Origin of the sequence: Bartonella vinsonii subsp. berkhoffii ATCC 51672, from assembly GCF_902825225.1 — a bacterium.
Classification (GTDB): Bacteria; Pseudomonadota; Alphaproteobacteria; order Rhizobiales; family Rhizobiaceae; genus Bartonella; species Bartonella berkhoffii.
In genome coordinates this window covers 1-17,288 of the sequence record NZ_CADEAK010000016.1, presented here as the reverse complement: position 1 = coordinate 17,288, position 17,288 = coordinate 1, and the positions used below count along the sequence as shown (strand labels likewise).

Below are 17,288 nucleotides of genomic sequence, written 5' to 3'. Positions count from 1 at the left end.
CTATATTATTTATGTTTATTGTTGTCGTGCCAATATTCATACCACGCGCCTTAAAGCGGATAATGATATCATTTTTGTATTTTGCTATCGGCGAAACCGTCGTCAACGTGATTGATGTTGTTTGTTCATTTCCATTCACAATAAACTTTGAGTCAAGAGAACCACCATTATCGGCAAGATATTCACGTATACGCTGCATCATAATCCGCGCACTATCATTGACAGAACTAGGTGGCTGCCCTTCTGCCCAATTAATCATACTATCTGAATTGGCATTTTGATCAGCTGTGAGTGACCAGTCATAAATATCAGACATGATAAGCCCCCGTTCTTCTTAATAGCTCTTCGCGCAATTGCTCTTCTTTTTGCCGCCCATAGAAACCACCAGATTGCCGCTTAGAGGAATCAATCAGAGGTGTTAAATCCATAGGGCGCCCTGACGATTGTGAAAAACCCGCCATGACTGGTTGCTGTAACATTTGTTGCTGAGCTAGCTGCATTTGTTGATTTTGTCTTTCTCCACTCTCTCTCATTAAATGAAGCAAACCAGCGAACCCCTTTTTAAGAGAGTTAGAATTAATACCTTGTGTTTGCAATGGTGTGGTTTCCATAACCTGTCCTGTGAGATTATCTCTGCTTTCAGGTGCCATCATCCTGTTTGGGAATGGCGTGTCATATGCCATCAATTGGTTGCCCACTTGATCACCTTGAGCCCATTGCCCCCCTTGAATTGTCTTTTGAAGCCTCTCAAACCCACGCAAAGGACCCACCTCGTTTGGTGCTGCTTGTCCATTTCCTTGGCTTTGTTGTATCGTTCTTTTCGAAGGGGCTCCCATTTTATTGTAAAGCCCATAAATATGATTCATAAAATCCCCAGCTGTCGCTTCACTGTTGCCACCGTTGAGTATGACTGCCTGTCGACCTAAAAGCTGGCTTGCTGGCATATGTGGATTTTTGATAAGTTTTACTGCCCCTGCTGGTCCTTGTTGGTGTGCAAGGTAAAGCTCTGCCTCTGATGGCTCTCTGCCTAATGCTGTGGCTAAATAACGTATATTGTCTTTTGTTAATCGCGCCATTGCATCGGTTGCTTGAAAGGGGTCAAACTTGTTATTAAGTTGATAATGTTTTGCTGTTGAATCTAAAAATTGATACAGTCCCCCCGCACTACTGTTCTTATTTTTTGCATGTGGGTTACCATTGCTTTCTATCAGTGCGACACGTTCAAGAAAGCTTTCTGGCAAGCCATATTTTTGTGCTGCCTGTGAGATGGCGTGCTTCACATTGGGATGAAAATTGATCATTAGTTTATAACCGTTCTATCAACGCTGCTATTCAAAATAATGCCAAGAAAATTGATGAACTTTGTATGATCTTCTTTTGTTATTAAGCGTTTCTTTTCTGCTTCATGAAACTTCTTAATTAACTCAACGGCTTTTTCCCTCGCTAACCCAAACTCCCCTTTTTCTCGTGCTGTTATGAGAGCCGCAATATCTCTCTCAGTCTCTCTATGCACTCCTAAAAGTTTGCGTCCCCATTCTCTTGCTAAAGTTTTCAGGGTTGTCTTGATTAGGTGAATCTTTCCTCCTATCGCAGCGCCTTCTACTGCCTTTTCTTCCACTTCACCCATATGGTTTGGCAATCGTGCAAAAAGCCTTGACCTCTCCACTTCTGGTCGCAACACTTTCATAAGTTGCTTAGCTTTATCCTCACCAAAAACACGCCGTAATTTTTCTTGACCATTTTTTGTGTCAAACAAACTCAAAAGATTGTGTTCAAAATTCCTTGCATTGCCTGCCGCATGCTCTATTTGCGACCGTATACCTTTTTGAAATGCCTCTTTTTCTATCAACCCAAGATCGGAAATTTGGCTTTTGACAGTATCAATATTAACACTCTTCTTTAGTGCTTCCTTTCCGTGATCTAAAGCATCTCCAATTGTGCGCTCGTCATAATAAATTTTCCGTGCTTTAGCATAATCTGGAGATGACGTATCCAAAACGTCCAGAATGCGTTGTTTGAAATCCGTTAAATCTCGAGCATATCCCCATTTCCCTTTGATACGAGCAGAATTAATTTGATCATCCAAAACCTCTTTCATCTTATGCAAAATCCGCATATTCAGCTTTGGATATCCATTGTTCCCTATAACTGTTGCATCCACTTCATTTGGCATTTGTGCGATTGCTTTTTTGTATGCTTTTTGAAAGGCGGGGGTTTCTTGCAAGCGCGATAAATCTTCACGAACAGCATTTGAAATAGGAGAAGCTTTCGCCCTCTCATAAAATGGTTCAGCTTTTTTCTGTGCTTGTTTGATAATCTCCTGCTTTAAATCGAGCGTATCGACTTTTGGACCCATCACATCTGTCAATCCATCCCTCACCCGTGTTATACTCGCATCTTGCCTAGCGCCTAAACGATTACTTATGAGCGAATATGTATCATGGTCTTTTTTTGCTGCCCTAAAAGCTCTTGCAGCAAGCCCATCATGAAGATCAATAATCATTGAATCAGGACCACGCTGTTTTAATGCCCTCTCAAGCTTATCAACACCTTCATCCCCTAAAGTTTGGCTTACATCCCTCAGTGCTCTGTTGCTTATTTTAAATGCTTCTTTTTCTGGCATTTGCGCTGCTTTTTCTGCCATTTCAGCTGGGCTTATAGGTCCTCTCAATGCTGCTTTAAGTGATTTTGTAACAAAAGGTGTCACTTTTGATACACCATTGGCAACAAATGGCGTTACAGCACCTAGCCCCGCACCTAATCCTGCAGACACGAGAGTATCCGCCAAACCCTCTCCCTCACCACTGCCTGCTATTCCGCCATAAATGGCTCCAGTTTTTGCTGCACGCCCCAAGCTAAATTTTGCCGCCTCTTTACTTGCTACAGCTTTTATTGCTGCTTCACCTGCAGCTTTTGCCGCTGCCCGTTCCGCACCCTCTGCTAAAGCAGATTGCACCGCCCTTTCTCCTGCTGCTAAAGCTTTACTGGTTATTTGTGCTCCTGCAACACCAGCTCTACCTCCCAGCACAACATCAGCCCCAATTGCCGCACGAGTAGCAGCAGAAGCGCCAAGACCTGGTATTAGAAAAGGAATTGCAGCACCCGTTAAATTCCCCGCAAGAGATGCATAAAAATGATCTCGGTGCGCCGCCCTTTGATAATCCCCCCATCGTTTTTTCACTTCATTATATTTTTTGACAGCCTTATCTGTTCCATTCCACAACCCCTCCCAAAATGCTGATGCCAACCCTGCAGCTTCATCATCATAGCCTAGGGTTAGCCCATGAAGAGCTCCCCATCCATAAGCACCCACTGCACTTGGATGTGGATCCTCTTCTTCTGTTGCACCATTATTTCCTGTAACAGAACCTCTTAGCCTTTCCTTATTCTTCGCGAAAAGCTCTTGAAGCTGTTCTGGTGTATAGTCACTTATATGCCCAATGACTCTTGTGTTTTTACGATGAATAAGAGGAGGAATTACTTCAGCCATTGGTTTTTTTCTCCTTAATGCGTCCATCACTATCAATAAACAATACACCTTCCGGTAATGCATCTATCTGTTTTTCTAGTGAATCATTTGATTGTGCATGTTTCCCCTTATAAGCATCTTCCCCATAGGCTGCTCGAACGAGTTCGCGTGTTGCCTCTGCACCACCAAAAAGAAGTGCGCGCGTTGCCGCATTGGATTTATTGAAAGTGTCAATAACGGTTTTTAAAGATTTCTTCATTTGCTCTGCAGAAAGATCTTGATACAGCGCTGCTACAGAATTTTGCAAAGTTTGCAATTCCATATTAGACAAATTCCCAAAGCCAGATGCACCATTTGGTGAAAATGCTTTTGCTTTTCTCAAGGCATCAATCCCAATATTCGCCTTCAATGAATCAAGCATATGCCCGAAATCTTTTGCCCTAGAATTAGGAAGGAACGACATTATAGGACCACTAAAACCAACAACATGCGGGTATTCCTCAACAATTTTTAGCAATTCTTTAGAAGCTGAGAGTATACGATTTGATCTGTCTGCTGTTTCCAGAATTTGCATTTGTGTTTGTTGGTTTTTACGCTCCTCCTCCTTCTGTTCTTGGATTAATTTATGTTCTGCACCACTGCCTGCAATTGGCACCGCACGTATGCCACCAAGTGCATTTTCGTCCTTAACATACATATAACCTGATTCAGGCTTTGACAGCATGCCATCGGTATTCCCCCCTAATCCGGAAGCAGTGGAACGCTGTCCTCCTTGGACAGGTATAATTTTCCCTGTGCTTGTTGAGACTTGGAAAGTCATATTCTCAGGCAATCCCTGCTCTGCCTTTTCCGCTGCTGTCAATGTTCTATAGCCTTCTTGAGGGCTTAACGTACTGCCTATAACTTTCATGGCAAGATCTGGATATTGCACAAGGGCTTGTGCGTCTTTATCACTATATCCTTTAGAGCGTAAAAACTCAAAAATGGGTCTATTTTGAGCACGTACATTATTGCCCTGCCGCATAACAAGCGCTGCATTTGAAAAACTTTCTTGCGGTGTTTTTCCTGATGCTAACCCTGCAAAAAAATCCATTAAATGCTCGGAAAATTCTGATTTTCTAAAACGATCCCATAAGCCGCTTGGATTTGCATCTTTATGGAGAAAATTCCCAACAGCGTTTACATAATCCGCTGCCTGTTCGGGCTTAGCATTTGCTTTTAAATGTTCTTCTTCTGAAACAGGCGTATGAGAAAGTGCTTCTTGATTGACAGGACTGCTTTCCTGTGGATTTTCTGCCATAGATCTGTTGTTGATCTCTGCAATGTAATCCATGGCATTTTTCTGCTGTCGTTGTGCTTCATCCCCACTAGACTGATCAATGTTCGCAAAAAGTGGAGATTGAGGGATCATTGATGCAACACCTCCCTGCTCTGAGAAGTCATGCTTTTGTTGCTCTGGCGCCTCTTGTATCTTAACAGTATCCTTTGAAACATCCGGCAAGGGGGGCATTTGGCGCTTTAAATCATCCGTAGACATAATCAATTCTGCTGGCGTTTTTTTCCCAACTTCTCCTCCTCCTGTTTGAGAACCGCGAATAAGCTCTGTAGGACTCAATTTTTGTGGAGTAGCAGCCCCATCTGTCGCATCAAAAGGGTCTGTGCTAAAAGCGGCACGTTCTAAAAAACTTGGCTTGTATCGCCCTTCCAACGGCGTGCTTGGAGGTGCAGAAAGCTGTTCAAACAAATGCTTTGGCAATTGAGGTATGACCTCATACATCAAGGGACGCAAAAATTTCGGATCAAACAACTTTAAAAGAGAATTTGTGTTTTCTTGTTCCATCACTGCACCCTTTCCATCTCAAATCCAAGCTTGCTATAATCAACATGCAATAAGCCCGTATCAGGATGTACAAAAACAGCTTCAGGATTTGACTTCAAAACATCTTGTGCCATCACCCCAAGGTAGCGCTCTGGATGCCCCTTGTAATTATATTCATAGAGTTTGTGTCCATCTCGCTGCCCCACTTGCACGATATTTTCTTTCGCTCTTCTATCGCTAAGTCCCGCAAAAGTACCAAGGATAGTTCCAACATTTCCAACAATTTCCCATGGATTAGGTCTTGGCGGTGGAGTAAATGTCGTCCTTTGTCCTGTTTGCGTTCCATAATTTCCAGCAACAGCCCCACCAGCTGCAAGCAACTTACTTAACTGGTCCCAATCAAGATTGTTCTGCTGCTCCCATTTTTGCCGCTCTTCATCCAAGTGCCGTTGACGATTAGCATCAAGCACACTCCCTCCCGTCAACGCATTAAGATTTGCCTGACCTTGACCTTGAAAGAAGTTATTGGCGCCCGCCAACTGATTTTGGTTTGCTTGATCAATAAGACTATTGGCATTCATCATGTTGTTGACATCTTGGTTATATTGCTGTGATAAAGCTTGTGTTGCTATGCCCCCCAATTCGTTAGCAAGAACCCCAGTATGCGCCCCAGAACCATAACGCCCCGCACCTGCCAATGAACTATTAATAGAATTTGTTGCTTTATTTAATGTGTTTTGAAGTGCTTCATTAAAGTAAGGATTATTGCCTATTTGTTGCCCTGAAGCCATGTTCTTTAAGTTCTGGCTTGTTGAATTTTGCCCTGTGGCTAATCCATTTAAATAATTGTTCTCATAGTTATGCGTATTATTGGTAAGCCCATTAATCGCATTGTTTGTTTGATCACTTAAACCCGCAACACGCTGCCCATCATATACAGCTTTTCCGCTGCCTTGATTATAAAAAGTCATGGCATCTTTTGCAGCACGTTCAAAAATACCTTTTGCCCATGCAGGAGGGGCATTTGTTTGCGTTGTATTTTGGGTATTCTGGATTGGTTTAGAACTTTTTCCCATCTTAAAGCTGCTTTCTATATTCTAAAAGATTAACGTCGTATCCATGCGATTTAAGAGATTTTTCCCATCCTCGCCGGCCTATAATGATAAGCTCTTTTGCCCCTTTTTCTTTATAATAGGCTTCAATTTGAGTGATAAGCTTTGTTAAAGGCGCCCCTCCCTTTCCACCAAGTGTGACAATAACCGCCCTCAAGGTTCCAGTGACGAGTTCCTGTAACTGTGTTGTGACGTGCGCCATAAAGTTTTCATGCGCATCAACGATAATCCAAAGAACTTTTTCTCCCTTTAAAATATCGTTTAAAATGGTCTCTGGATTATAATCATCAGGGAATTTTTGATTAAAATAAACTATTGATTTTATGACATTCTCAAAATAAGGCGCCATTTGTTCAGCGCTCCATTTTTCTGTATTATAGATCTTAAAACTCATCTTATGCCTGCGGGTTTGAGCGTTACATCAAAGCCTGTTATATGCGTCCATGGCGTGCCTTCTGGTATTCTCAAGCGCAAGGCGTGATAACGCGCCCGTGAGCGGATATTATACATTCCATTATTATAGCCGGCATAACGCTCTTTAGCCCAATTTAATTGGTTCTTGTTGTCAATGATAAAAGCTGCCCCAACACTTAAAAAACCATTTGTCGTATCCGCTTGAACAAAAGCCTCACTCATCAGGTTGATTTGCCTCCCTGTATCCCCCACAATTTGTGAAGAAATAACTGCTTCCATCGGAGGACCTGCAAAAAAACCAAATCTATTGTCTGAAGTAAAGGCTCCCAAAACAGGCGCGCCATTTTGCCACATTTTACTATCAAGAGAAGATGGTAAACTCTTAAGATGCTCTTTGACTTCGTCTAAGCCTTCTAATGTATAACCGGCAGCAAAGAGGGGAAATAAGAGAAGGCTCTGCCCCTTAATGACACTCCATATTTGCAAGAGCCAATCATAAACATAAATATGCATCCCTTCAGTGTTATCATTGATAGAAAAATAAACACGAGAATAGACCGGATCAATACATGCCCTCATCTCATCAATGGCAAAATTATTGTAAAGTGTGAAGATGGTTTTATCCACTTTACCAAAACCAATAGGGAGCATTTCACCTACACTGTTGATTTGATAAAAACCGTCATCAGAGACAAAGAAAGTACAATCGCCACGGCTTGCAATTGCTGTACTGCTTTTCGCACCTATTTTGTCTTTTATTTTTGCAAAACTGAAGATGATTTTAGATCCGGGTACAAAGGTTGCATGATAAATAGCCGAGCGCATAAAAATAAGTGGATTGGTTGATTCAGTGGAACCTTGCACATATTCCCCATCAGGAAAATCTTGATAATCGCAACTTTTCTCACCAACCGTCCAGTGTGTCGCATCATTCAAACCAGACCACTGAACACGATTTGGCTTATCTGTTAATTGCATCAGGCAAACAAAATCGCCCCATACACGCACAAGTCCAGCACGCGGGGGGGCCCCGCCTAAATCACAAAACCTTTCACTCGTTTTCAACGAAAGCATTTGTGGTGGGTCATTGCTATTAACAGCAATGATATGATCACCAAAGGAGGCAAAAGACCAACGAGCGGTCTCATTGGCGTGATACTGTGTGTGAGGCTTGCTTATATCTTTCCAGCCACGCATGCTGTTGTCATATTCATAAAGTTTTGTTGGTGCGCCCACAATGATGCGTACACCACTCAATGAGCGCACAGCATAAACCCCCAAAATCATATCCGGAAAAGGATCTGAGATCGGCGCAACCATGGGAAACGGAATATACGAATTTGGTGCAGGCAAAACATTCACTATCTCATGAGAATAACCACTATTAATAAATGCGGTGTCTGGCCTATATTCAGAAATAGGGATAAAAGTCATCAGAAGTCCGTGTGTTGAATTTTCAAAAGATTTTTGCGCCGCGAAGTCTCAATTCTCAATGCATCTAACTGCTCTTGGAACATGGCAAAAGCTGCCGTTGCCATCTGTGGTTCTTTAATAATATTCGTATAAAGTTCATATTTTGCACGCGTTTTGATCAATTCATAGGCTTCACAAAACCATATGGACGCTTCTTGTGCACTCTCAATGTCTTTTATTCTCACTGGGTCAAGAATAAGCCTGATGGAATAAATGCGGTCTGGTGTTGGATACAAAACAAGCTTTTGTTCAAAATAGGCATAGCGCGTAGGCACGCCCTGATGAGAATCATCCGCACAGTTCTCAATGAACAGCGGGTCCCCATGCAAAAGTTTTGATTTGCTATGATTATCCTCATAAATATAAGCATCAACAATGCGAACAGCACCTGTTATAGAGGGATGTGCCTCTACGCCATAACGGCTTTTGCCCTTTAGAGTGGTGAAAACAATCTCACGGCTTTCATTGAAATAAAAAGGCAATCGTTCACAAAAGCGAATAGCCGAAAATATCGCCCTTTGCACTTGATCAACATATTCATTGGTTTGGTCATCTATTTCATCCTGAATATCATTTAACATCTGGATAAAGTTTTTATCCCAAGGGACAATGGTCTGCTTTTCGACAATCGGACCACTTGTTTGTATTATTATTGTCATAGAAGCCTCTTCCAAACGTCATAAAACGTCTTATGAAGGGGGACGTAAAAAACACACGCCCCCTCGCCTTTAACGATTGGTATAAAACTCAACAATCACCTCAGCATCACCTTTGGTGCTTTTTTTGTCTCGTGTCATGTAAATCGTGTTTTCAACCTCTAACGGAACATTGCGTACAGGCAATGAGAGTTCAAGTTCTTCCACACCAGCAGCAGCAAGTTTTGCGGTGCCATAGTCGCTACCATTTGGCTCTTTTCCAAACTTGGCTGTTGCACCACCAAAATCGCTTAGCGTATAAATCGTAATACTCTTGAGAAAAGCATCTCGCGGTAAAGTACCAATTTGCGTCGTTAATCCACTATCCGTGTATTTAACGCGCGCCCGCAAAAAGCTTACCTGCTGCGTAGAGCTGTCGCACCCTTGCAAAATAAACGGCATTCCCTCATCGGTCATTATTATTGTGCTTGCATCAAGAGATGGTCGCACGATTGGCTGTTGTTCTTCCATAGCTTAATCCTCTTCTATAAGGGTGATTTGTTAGCTTGCTTCAGCAAAAGAAGGGATGACAATAGTACCAAAATCCTGTCCCCCTTGATCAGAATGAGGCAAGGTATAGCGTGACTTTTTCATGCCGATAATGGTCTTTGCAGCCAAACCAAATTCACGTTGATAATCAAACAATTCTTCAACAAGCTTATAACGCGTCGCACCATTTTCCCCATTGCCTCCTGTTGCACCATTACCAATGCGTCCATAAGCCATGATGATGCTTTGTGCACCAAGCAAAACAGCACGGCGAACAGAGGGGACAGGCTCTTGTGTCTTTGAATGAACACCATTGGGAACATGCTCTGCTTCACGCAAAATGACACCATTATACATCCCCAAAGAACCATTAAAAATTGGGTTCTTAGCTCCAGAGCCATCATAAGCTGCTTTGGTAATGTCTAACCATTGACCACTCTTGGTATTGGTACGCAATTGGGTCACCTGTATTGGATGGAGATACATCACATAAGCCGATTTTCCATCAACACGAACAGGACGTAAACGTGGATTAGCAAGTTTAGCGCGTTCAACAGCTTGATCTATAAGATCTAATGTAAAAACATCCTCTTTTGTAAGTTCTTCATCGGTCTTTTTCTTATTCGGGCGAATAATACGCAATTTGCTTGGCTCTGATGGCGCGTTAAAACCATAATGCACTGGTTTAAGCGTTATGGTGCGTCCTTCAAAATGCATCCATGGCGCTGTATAGCCTGCTGCCTGAATAAAAAACATCAGACTTAAACGGTCTGCATACCAATCAACTAACCCATCTTTTGCTTCAGTCCGCAAATTAAAGGGAACACGTTGTTGATCAATAGAGCCTTCATATTTGATGCGCACAGCATGCGTAAGTTCATTGATGTGCACCTTTTCATTCATAAATTGGAGTGCTTCTTCATTACCTTCCAGCGTTTGTCCCTCGCTAACGCCATCCCCCATAAGTTGAACGCGTAATCCGCTCGTAACGGAGTCACCCGCCGATTTCCCTAGCACATCCAACACTTGGATAATGCTGTTTTTGCTTTTTCCCATCAGCGGTGCAATGGGCAACGCTTTGGAGGTTTCTGTGTTTAGCATCTTAGCCCAAACGCCAACGGCTAATGGGTCATTGAGCTTTACTTGTGTTGTTGCCATTTCAATCAATGCCTTTCTTGGTTTTAAAACTCGCCTTGCGGCTCCCCCAAACGATAACAATCACTTGGTTCTCTCTGTCGCGCCATTGCGCACGTCTTCATGCCCTACTCATAATTTGTTCAAATTTTTTAGGATTTTTCTCAACCCATGCTGCAAATTCGGCTTCAGGCATGGAAAAAAGCGTTCTCACATCCATTCCACCTGTTGGAACTTGTCCGCTGCGCGCTGTGAGTGTCCGTGCTGCTTGAGAGCGCTCTTGAAGGGCTCCCACTTCATCCTTAACTGGCGCGCCACTATACCCAAAAGCTTTTGCTTTTTGCACCAGCACCTCAATTGGATTTATACCGGCTTTCTGACACTGCTGGCATATTTGGCGCAATTCAGCACCAATTTGCTGTTGCCGTGCCACAGGGTCTTTCCATTGCGGATAGAGATCTGCTTGCGCTTGTAGAACATTGTCTGCTCTTTCATAGAGATAATCTGTGATACTGTCTAAATCTGGATATTTGTCTTGTACCTGCGCTTTTGCTTCCTCGAAATAATCCCCTAATTGCTGTCGTTCATATTCCTCTTGACTCATGCGCTCTTGGCGCTCTCTCATATGAGAAAACTCATCAAGCAATTTCTGTTGTTCCTGTACCTTTTGACTAAGCCATGCAACATGTGCTTTAGGGTCGTCTTCTAAGGTGGGAATATTTTCCTCACGGCGTCGTGTGATTTCTTCCTGCATTGCGGCATATTTCTGCGCAAATTCAATAGCCAATTCACGCGCTTCAACGGCGCTTTGTTCTGCCCTTTGACGTGCTTGCCGCTCTTGCTCTAGTTTATCAGGTTCTATTGGATTAGAACTTGGCTGCTCCTGAAGTGGTTCTACAGGTGACTGTTCAGAACTTTCCTCTGTTTCAAAAACTTCCTCAACTTGCTCAGGCTCGACCAATTCAACATGATTATCATTGGCAAAATGTTCATCATAGATTGCTTGTTCTTCAGGGGTAAACTCTTCTTCCATTCTCTGTTCCTTCAATGTGCTATTATATTTTTTGTCAAAACTCGATAATGTTCCAACTGTGCCTGTAAAGCTTTGCGTTCTAAATCACGCTGCGCTATCTCATTTTTTGCCTGTTGCAACTCAAGTTGCATCCGCGCTTGTTCTTGCTTTAAGAAAAGCTCGATATTTTTCTGCTGCAATGCTGCCTGTTTCTGCTGCGCGTCGAGTTGATAGAGTGTCCCTTTCGCCTGCGCTTCTTGCTGTAGAACAGCAATCTTTGCTTGTTGCTCTGGAGTTAATTGCGCCCCTTGGCTTTGTTGCATCATCTGCTGTTGCTGTTGTTGTATCTGTGCTTGCTGTGCCTTTGCGGTTAAACTTGCCACAAGTGTTGCTGGGAGTGGTGAAAGCTTCAGAAGATCTGGGATCATCTCCGGTGTTAAGAAACCGCCAAGCAATGGCAACATCTGTGTAATTGCTGCAAAAGTTTTCTCTTTTTCATTGGGGCTTGTCGGTGAATCATCAACAATAATGTCATACTCAAGCGTCGTAACAGCATCACGCGTTAACGGCACATATTGCGCATTCTCTTGTCCAGAAATACGCACCAAACGCCCATCAGAGAGATAATTCTGGATAAGATAAAGGATAATCTTTCCCTGTCTGCACCGATAAAGCTTGAGATTGTCAAACAGCCCCGCAAGCAAATTAAGTGTCGATTGCCGGCGTGTATTTTCCAGCACATTGGCTTGGTTGACCTCTCGTGTTCCTATAAACTCTGCCGATAACCCTGTTACATGCGTTATTGCCTCACGCGATTCATTAAACAGCTGGAAAAATCCACTGGGAAATTGTGCACTTGGCTTTGGTTGAATTTTCCCTCCTGTAAGCGCACCATTTTTAACCCAAGTAATCGTATCCGTTCGCGCCCAACTTTCCATGGCTTGGCGATCATCATCAAAAGCATCTCGTTCTGCCATCAAGCCACCCTTAGACTGGCTATTAAGGATATACATCACTTGGCTAAAATATTTATTCGACCATTTTTGCGGATCTTTTGCGGGGCGAACAATCCCGTAAAACTGGTTTTTAAGCTTATCCAGCGTTCCCGTGATACATTCCCAACCTAGCTGCTCATCAGGCGCTAACGGCTTATCGGGCTTTGCTAAAAGGCGCCGCCCCAAAAAGGCGCGCCTGACCACTTTTTTATTAAAACGCGCACCTTGTAACTGTGGCATCATCCTTTGAAGCTGTTCAAACTCTTGTTTGCTATAGTTGCGCATCTGACCGGTTTGAAGATCAGGTGCCTTATAAGTGGTCTCATATTCAAACCAACGGCATTCAACCAATGTCACATACCGTTTTCCATAACAGGGCTCTAATGGAGAAGCCGCATGAGAGTCATCATGATACGCATCAAGCGACACATGAGAATCCTCAGAAGCGGTTGTACTATCGATAGCCCAATCGGCGTTAAGATCTTCAACAGCTACATCAGGAAAAAGGCTTTTCGCATCCTCAACGGATTTACGATCAACATACCACATGCGCTGTGCATCAACCAGATTTGGACGCACAGCATTGGCATCCCAAACCATTTTCAGTGGATCTAAACGCCTAACGGTAGGGTTCCCTTCGGGGTTTGTATCATAATCAAGTCTGGTATCTGTCCAGCCCATGCCGCAAATAACCATATCCTGAAAAGCATCAGAATCGGCATATTCCGCCTCCGCTTCATCACGAAACCATTCTGCTGCTCCAGTAAGCAATTCATTTGGTATGGCTGCCCCTATTTGCCGTGGTTGAAACTGTACTTCGCGTTTGTTATTACGCTCTGCACCAACAATTGCATTCACAAGGGGCGCAATGCGGTTAAAAGTCATGACTGGGCGTCGTTGCTCTTTCAAAACAGCAAGATCTTCTTCTGCCCATTGACGACCATTATAAAAATCAAAATCTTCACGCGCTTGTTCACGCCATTCATTGACATGTTCAATATCTTCTGCATACCAAGACTTTAAACGCTTATAGAGTTCATATTCATCAAGAATTGTCGTTTTTTGAAAGTCTTGATCTAGAATGCCATCCATGATGCCGCTTCTCTTTCCGTTGTGCAATAACGTTCTTGCTTGGGTTTAACGCGAGGCGCTTCATAGACAATGCACATCAAGCCAAAAGCATCGGCCCCATGACTTGCCCAATCATGCTCTGCACCCAAACCAATGCCACGCTTCTCATCCCATTTCTCGTGATACCAATTCAGTGCCTTGCGCCCTGCTACCGTGGTTTCTTCATGAAACCATACAGAGGGCAAAATACGTCGCACCGCCTCTATACGCATTTTAACTGCCCCTGCCCCCTGATTGGGAATAACCTGCGTTTCAAAACCCACATCATTCAAAGCGCTCTCAAAACTCACATTATGTACACGATCTCTGGTCGCTCCATCATGGGGTAGCACCATCAACGCCTTCTCATAGCCATTTTGACGCAACCAGCCTATGTGCTCGGATAAGGGCTGCCCCTGTGCTTCATAATAATCCAATACCCTGATTTCGCGGCCTACAAACTGCGCTATCCATATCGCCGTCGCATCTGCCTTGGCACCCGTGCCGCCAATATCCCAAAAGGCTCGTATCTGCATCAAAGGATCACGAGAAACACGTCCTATCCGCCCTTCCTGCTCGGCTGCCAACATTTCTTTTTGATAGTAAGCACCCTGAACGGCTTTCAGATAATCCCCTTCCCAAATATGCTTATAGCTCTCTGGTCGGTTCTTAAGATCATCAAGTCGTGCTTCATTCAAAATCTTTGGAAACTTCGGATTATCTGGCCAGTTGATCTCAACACGCTTAATTGCCTCATTATCAGAAAAGCGAAACCGCTTCTCAACCGGCGCATTCTCACGCAATGGATTCCACGTAACCCATAATTCTGCACGCCATCCTTCCCCCTCCTCACGTAAAGTCGGTATCAGCGTTTGCCAAGCCGTCTCAGTCACCGGTTCCGCCTCATCAACCCAACAAAGCAAAAGTCGCCCCATCGACTTAATGCTCGCTACATTGCGGTCAAGACCTGAAAACTGAAAGGCTATACGACCATCTCTCGACTTAATCGAAGACTCCCCAATCTTGTAATAGTCCTTTAAAAAGTCATGACTTTCAATGGCGCGTTTAATCTCTTCCAAAGAACTCTCTGCTAGTGAGTTTTGGAACTGCCGCGCACAAAGAATGGTCCCTGAAATGCCCCCCATACCGAATTGATAGCCTTTTAAAGCCGCCATTAAGGCAAATGATCTTGTCTTTCCTGACCCTCGTCCTCCCCAAGCAGCACGAACCGTTGCCTTGCCCAAAAAGATTGGTATCAGTTTTGGTACTATATTAATCTGTGCTTTTGTCATCAACCAAAGGTGCAATCTCTACACGCGTTATCGTTTTTATCGCTCCACCATCCTCACCAGTAACCTGCAAAGGCAACACCTTGCCAAGCAATGCTAAATAAGCAGCAGGACATTTGATTGCCTGTTTTTCGAGGTAAGAAATCAGACCATCATCACCATATTTCTTACCAGCACGCTCTGCTGCTTTAAGCACCGCCTCTTTCAGAATACGTGTCGTTTTATTTGGCACGCCTTTTACTCGCCCTTGACCTGCCTTTGGGGGCGTTCTTTTTGCAGGTTTTTCAGTGGTTTTCATGTGCATTTCTTTTTGTAAACAAGACAATAAAAAACCCCGCAAATGCAGGGCTCTGAACAATCATATAAACTTATAAGAGAGGTTATACCTTTACCGTAATTCTAGACACAATTCGACTAGTGCAGCAACGTCATAAAACACTATTTTTCATATCCTGTCAACAAAAAAATCATGATATTGTATATTTTTTATTTTTTTTACCTAAATCTAGTATATTTAACAACCAGCAACTTATAATTGTTTCATCTAAAAGAATCAATTATATGGAAGCACAAAGTTATTGATTAGCAAAAAGTGGGGGGAATTAATGTTATTTTTCAAAAAAGCAGCTTTATGCAGAATTAAAAAGATATTTACACTAATTTTGTTTTTACCATTCCCTGCTATAGTTTGCTTTATGATATTGGTTTTTAATCCCTTGGGATTAAACAACGAACAACAAGATAAATTAGCCGTACCAATATTTGTAGCATTTGTATCGTATTTTTTGATACTAAACGCATGTAAACAACAAGGAAAACTAAATTTAAAAGCTGAAAATATTGACAGCACATTTAATGAGCTTTTGTCTCTCCAATTCCAAACAGCGGCTTGGGCCGCTATGGCAGCAGTTTTCGTATTTTATCCTGTAATAGGAATAGCATTTTTAGGAGTGTTAATTTTTATTGCTATAATACAAAATTTAGATGAAATTCTACCGATTGTAGCGATTATAGCATTGATCTTAATTTGTCTTATAGCGTTTATAGCGTTGATCAAATTTATTTGGAAAATTGTCTAACGATCAAAATATTTATTAAGCGTTTTCCCTAATCTTTAATATATACTTAAACTCCAGCCATAAAAGAAATAATGAATTATTTATCAGCAAAAAAAATAAGTTGCTTATTAGTCATAGTGCTCAATGGGCTTTTTCTTTCTGATTATGCCAACAGTGAACAGATTCGTATTCATTATCAGTCTGCTAATACTAATGAAAGTTTACATGAAAAAATTAAAGTTTTGCAAAAGCAATACGTAGTAGAACAGTACCCCAAAAAGATTTTATCAGATAGTGGAATTAATCAATATAACATTTCGTTTTCCACTGTTTCTGATTATGAAAAACCTCGGAGGCGCATAACATTCGATGATTTCATAGTTGTAATAGCAGTACTCATATTTATTAGTATAATGTCCATCATCATTAACTTACTTTGGCGTTTTAAATTGAAAATTCCTGCTTATTTCTTTTTATTAACAACTGCTCTAATTAGTTGCGCGGTATTACTCCTTTTAATCCTTGATTAAAGATCAAAATATTTTATAAAAGATTTTCCTTAGCCTTTATATATGTTTTTTCTATGTCCAATAGCCAAAACTAACACGACAAGCTCCTTATCATAAAACTCACAGAGTATCCTGTAATCTCCCACACGATATCTCCATAAACCAGATAATTGTCCTTTTAAGGGCTTACCTATTACACGCACATCCTCAAGAGGAGCAACATGTTGATCTAAAAAATCAACAATCCTCCGTGCTTCTTTTTTATCGCATTTTTTTAAAAAACTAAGAGCTTTTTTTTCATATCTAATCGTCCAAGCCAAGCTCTTTCCTCACCTCTTCAGAGCTATAAAAAGTACCCTCTCCCCTTCGAACGCGCTCTCTCACTTGTGAGGCTAAATAATAATCCTCTGCTTCCTCTATTCCACGTTCAATAATCTCACGCAAATAAAAAGACTTAGTACGTCCTGTCTTAGCAGCTAAATTATTCAAACGTGTTTCGAGATCACTTGGCAATCGAATAGATATCGTCATAACACAATCCTCATCTTTGTATTCACTGTAATACAAATACAACGCATTGTACAGAAAAACCTGCAGCGCAACTGATCATATGTCTTGTCAATTTATGTCCGTTCTGAAAGGCTGGATCTTACACGTAATTGATTAACTAAAGATCGTAACAACCTTTGCCAATACCTCATCCATAATAG

General features: G+C 42.2%; 17 protein-coding genes and 1 pseudogene. 2 read left to right on the top strand and 16 right to left on the bottom strand.

Going from position 1 to position 17,288, the window contains the following annotated elements; translation table 11 throughout:
* The 14 genes and pseudogenes from J7R10_RS06910 to J7R10_RS06845 all read right to left on the bottom strand — a co-directional run.
* Positions 1 to 316: pseudogene (locus J7R10_RS06910) on the bottom strand (phage tail protein); the annotation flags it as partial.
* Complete coding sequence (locus tag J7R10_RS06905; protein WP_010705696.1) at positions 309 to 1,301, bottom strand: transglycosylase SLT domain-containing protein; 993 nt, start codon at positions 1,299 to 1,301, stop codon at positions 309 to 311. The gene J7R10_RS06905 and the pseudogene J7R10_RS06910, both read right to left, overlap by 8 nt.
* The gene (locus J7R10_RS06900) at positions 1,301 to 3,490 is read right to left on the bottom strand and encodes a hypothetical protein (RefSeq protein WP_010705697.1); all 2,190 of its coding nucleotides are present in this window, start codon (positions 3,488 to 3,490) and stop codon (positions 1,301 to 1,303) included. Before J7R10_RS06900 ends, J7R10_RS06905 begins: the two co-directional genes overlap by 1 nt.
* On the bottom strand, positions 3,483 to 5,309 hold the full coding sequence (locus J7R10_RS06895) for a hypothetical protein (protein WP_010705698.1): 1,827 nt from the start codon (positions 5,307 to 5,309) through the stop codon (positions 3,483 to 3,485). The genes J7R10_RS06900 and J7R10_RS06895 overlap by 8 nt, the downstream gene beginning before the upstream one ends.
* Positions 5,309 to 6,364 carry a tail fiber domain-containing protein gene (locus J7R10_RS06890; RefSeq protein WP_010705699.1) on the bottom strand — a complete coding sequence of 352 codons (1,056 nt, stop codon included), beginning with the start codon at positions 6,362 to 6,364 and terminating at the stop codon, positions 5,309 to 5,311. The genes J7R10_RS06895 and J7R10_RS06890 overlap by 1 nt, the downstream gene beginning before the upstream one ends.
* A 1-nt stretch (position 6,365) precedes the next feature.
* Complete coding sequence (locus J7R10_RS06885; RefSeq protein WP_026501372.1) at positions 6,366 to 6,749, bottom strand: hypothetical protein; 384 nt, start codon at positions 6,747 to 6,749, stop codon at positions 6,366 to 6,368.
* A 41-nt stretch (positions 6,750 to 6,790) separates the two neighbouring features.
* Positions 6,791 to 8,248 carry a hypothetical protein gene (locus J7R10_RS06880; protein WP_010705701.1) on the bottom strand — a complete coding sequence of 486 codons (1,458 nt, stop codon included), beginning with the start codon at positions 8,246 to 8,248 and terminating at the stop codon, positions 6,791 to 6,793.
* On the bottom strand, positions 8,248 to 8,946 hold the full coding sequence (locus tag J7R10_RS06875) for a phage adaptor protein (protein ID WP_010705702.1): 699 nt from the start codon (positions 8,944 to 8,946) through the stop codon (positions 8,248 to 8,250). Before J7R10_RS06875 ends, J7R10_RS06880 begins: the two co-directional genes overlap by 1 nt.
* 69 nt (positions 8,947 to 9,015) lie before the next feature.
* On the bottom strand, positions 9,016 to 9,453 hold the full coding sequence (locus tag J7R10_RS06870) for a hypothetical protein (protein ID WP_010705703.1): 438 nt from the start codon (positions 9,451 to 9,453) through the stop codon (positions 9,016 to 9,018).
* A 30-nt stretch (positions 9,454 to 9,483) separates the two neighbouring features.
* Positions 9,484 to 10,629 carry a N4-gp56 family major capsid protein gene (locus J7R10_RS06865; protein ID WP_010705704.1) on the bottom strand — a complete coding sequence of 382 codons (1,146 nt, stop codon included), beginning with the start codon at positions 10,627 to 10,629 and terminating at the stop codon, positions 9,484 to 9,486.
* A gap of 97 nt (positions 10,630 to 10,726) precedes the next feature.
* A complete protein-coding gene (locus J7R10_RS06860; protein WP_010705705.1) occupies positions 10,727 to 11,638 on the bottom strand; it encodes a hypothetical protein in 912 nt (303 codons plus the stop codon).
* 11 nt (positions 11,639 to 11,649) lie between these two features.
* On the bottom strand, positions 11,650 to 13,704 hold the full coding sequence (locus J7R10_RS06855; protein ID WP_010705706.1) for a portal protein: 2,055 nt from the start codon (positions 13,702 to 13,704) through the stop codon (positions 11,650 to 11,652).
* A complete protein-coding gene (locus J7R10_RS06850; protein WP_010705707.1) occupies positions 13,689 to 15,014 on the bottom strand; it encodes a PBSX family phage terminase large subunit in 1,326 nt (441 codons plus the stop codon). Before J7R10_RS06850 ends, J7R10_RS06855 begins: the two co-directional genes overlap by 16 nt.
* On the bottom strand, positions 14,995 to 15,309 hold the full coding sequence (locus J7R10_RS06845; RefSeq protein WP_035000743.1) for a hypothetical protein: 315 nt from the start codon (positions 15,307 to 15,309) through the stop codon (positions 14,995 to 14,997). The genes J7R10_RS06850 and J7R10_RS06845 overlap by 20 nt, the downstream gene beginning before the upstream one ends.
* Before the next feature lie 307 nt (positions 15,310 to 15,616).
* Here J7R10_RS06845 and J7R10_RS06840 point away from each other — a divergent pair, with 307 nt between their 5' ends.
* The gene (locus J7R10_RS06840) at positions 15,617 to 16,090 is read left to right on the top strand and encodes a hypothetical protein (protein ID WP_010705709.1); all 474 of its coding nucleotides are present in this window, start codon (positions 15,617 to 15,619) and stop codon (positions 16,088 to 16,090) included.
* 71 nt (positions 16,091 to 16,161) lie between these two features.
* On the top strand, positions 16,162 to 16,599 hold the full coding sequence (locus J7R10_RS06835; RefSeq protein ID WP_026501370.1) for a hypothetical protein: 438 nt from the start codon (positions 16,162 to 16,164) through the stop codon (positions 16,597 to 16,599).
* Between the two features lie 29 nt (positions 16,600 to 16,628).
* Here J7R10_RS06835 and J7R10_RS06830 read toward each other — a convergent pair whose 3' ends face one another.
* Complete coding sequence (locus J7R10_RS06830; RefSeq protein ID WP_010705711.1) at positions 16,629 to 16,898, bottom strand: type II toxin-antitoxin system RelE family toxin; 270 nt, start codon at positions 16,896 to 16,898, stop codon at positions 16,629 to 16,631.
* A complete protein-coding gene (gene relB / locus J7R10_RS06825) occupies positions 16,882 to 17,109 on the bottom strand; it encodes a type II toxin-antitoxin system RelB family antitoxin (RefSeq protein WP_007346764.1) in 228 nt (75 codons plus the stop codon). The genes J7R10_RS06830 and relB overlap by 17 nt, the downstream gene beginning before the upstream one ends.
* Positions 17,110 to 17,288 lie beyond the last annotated feature (179 nt).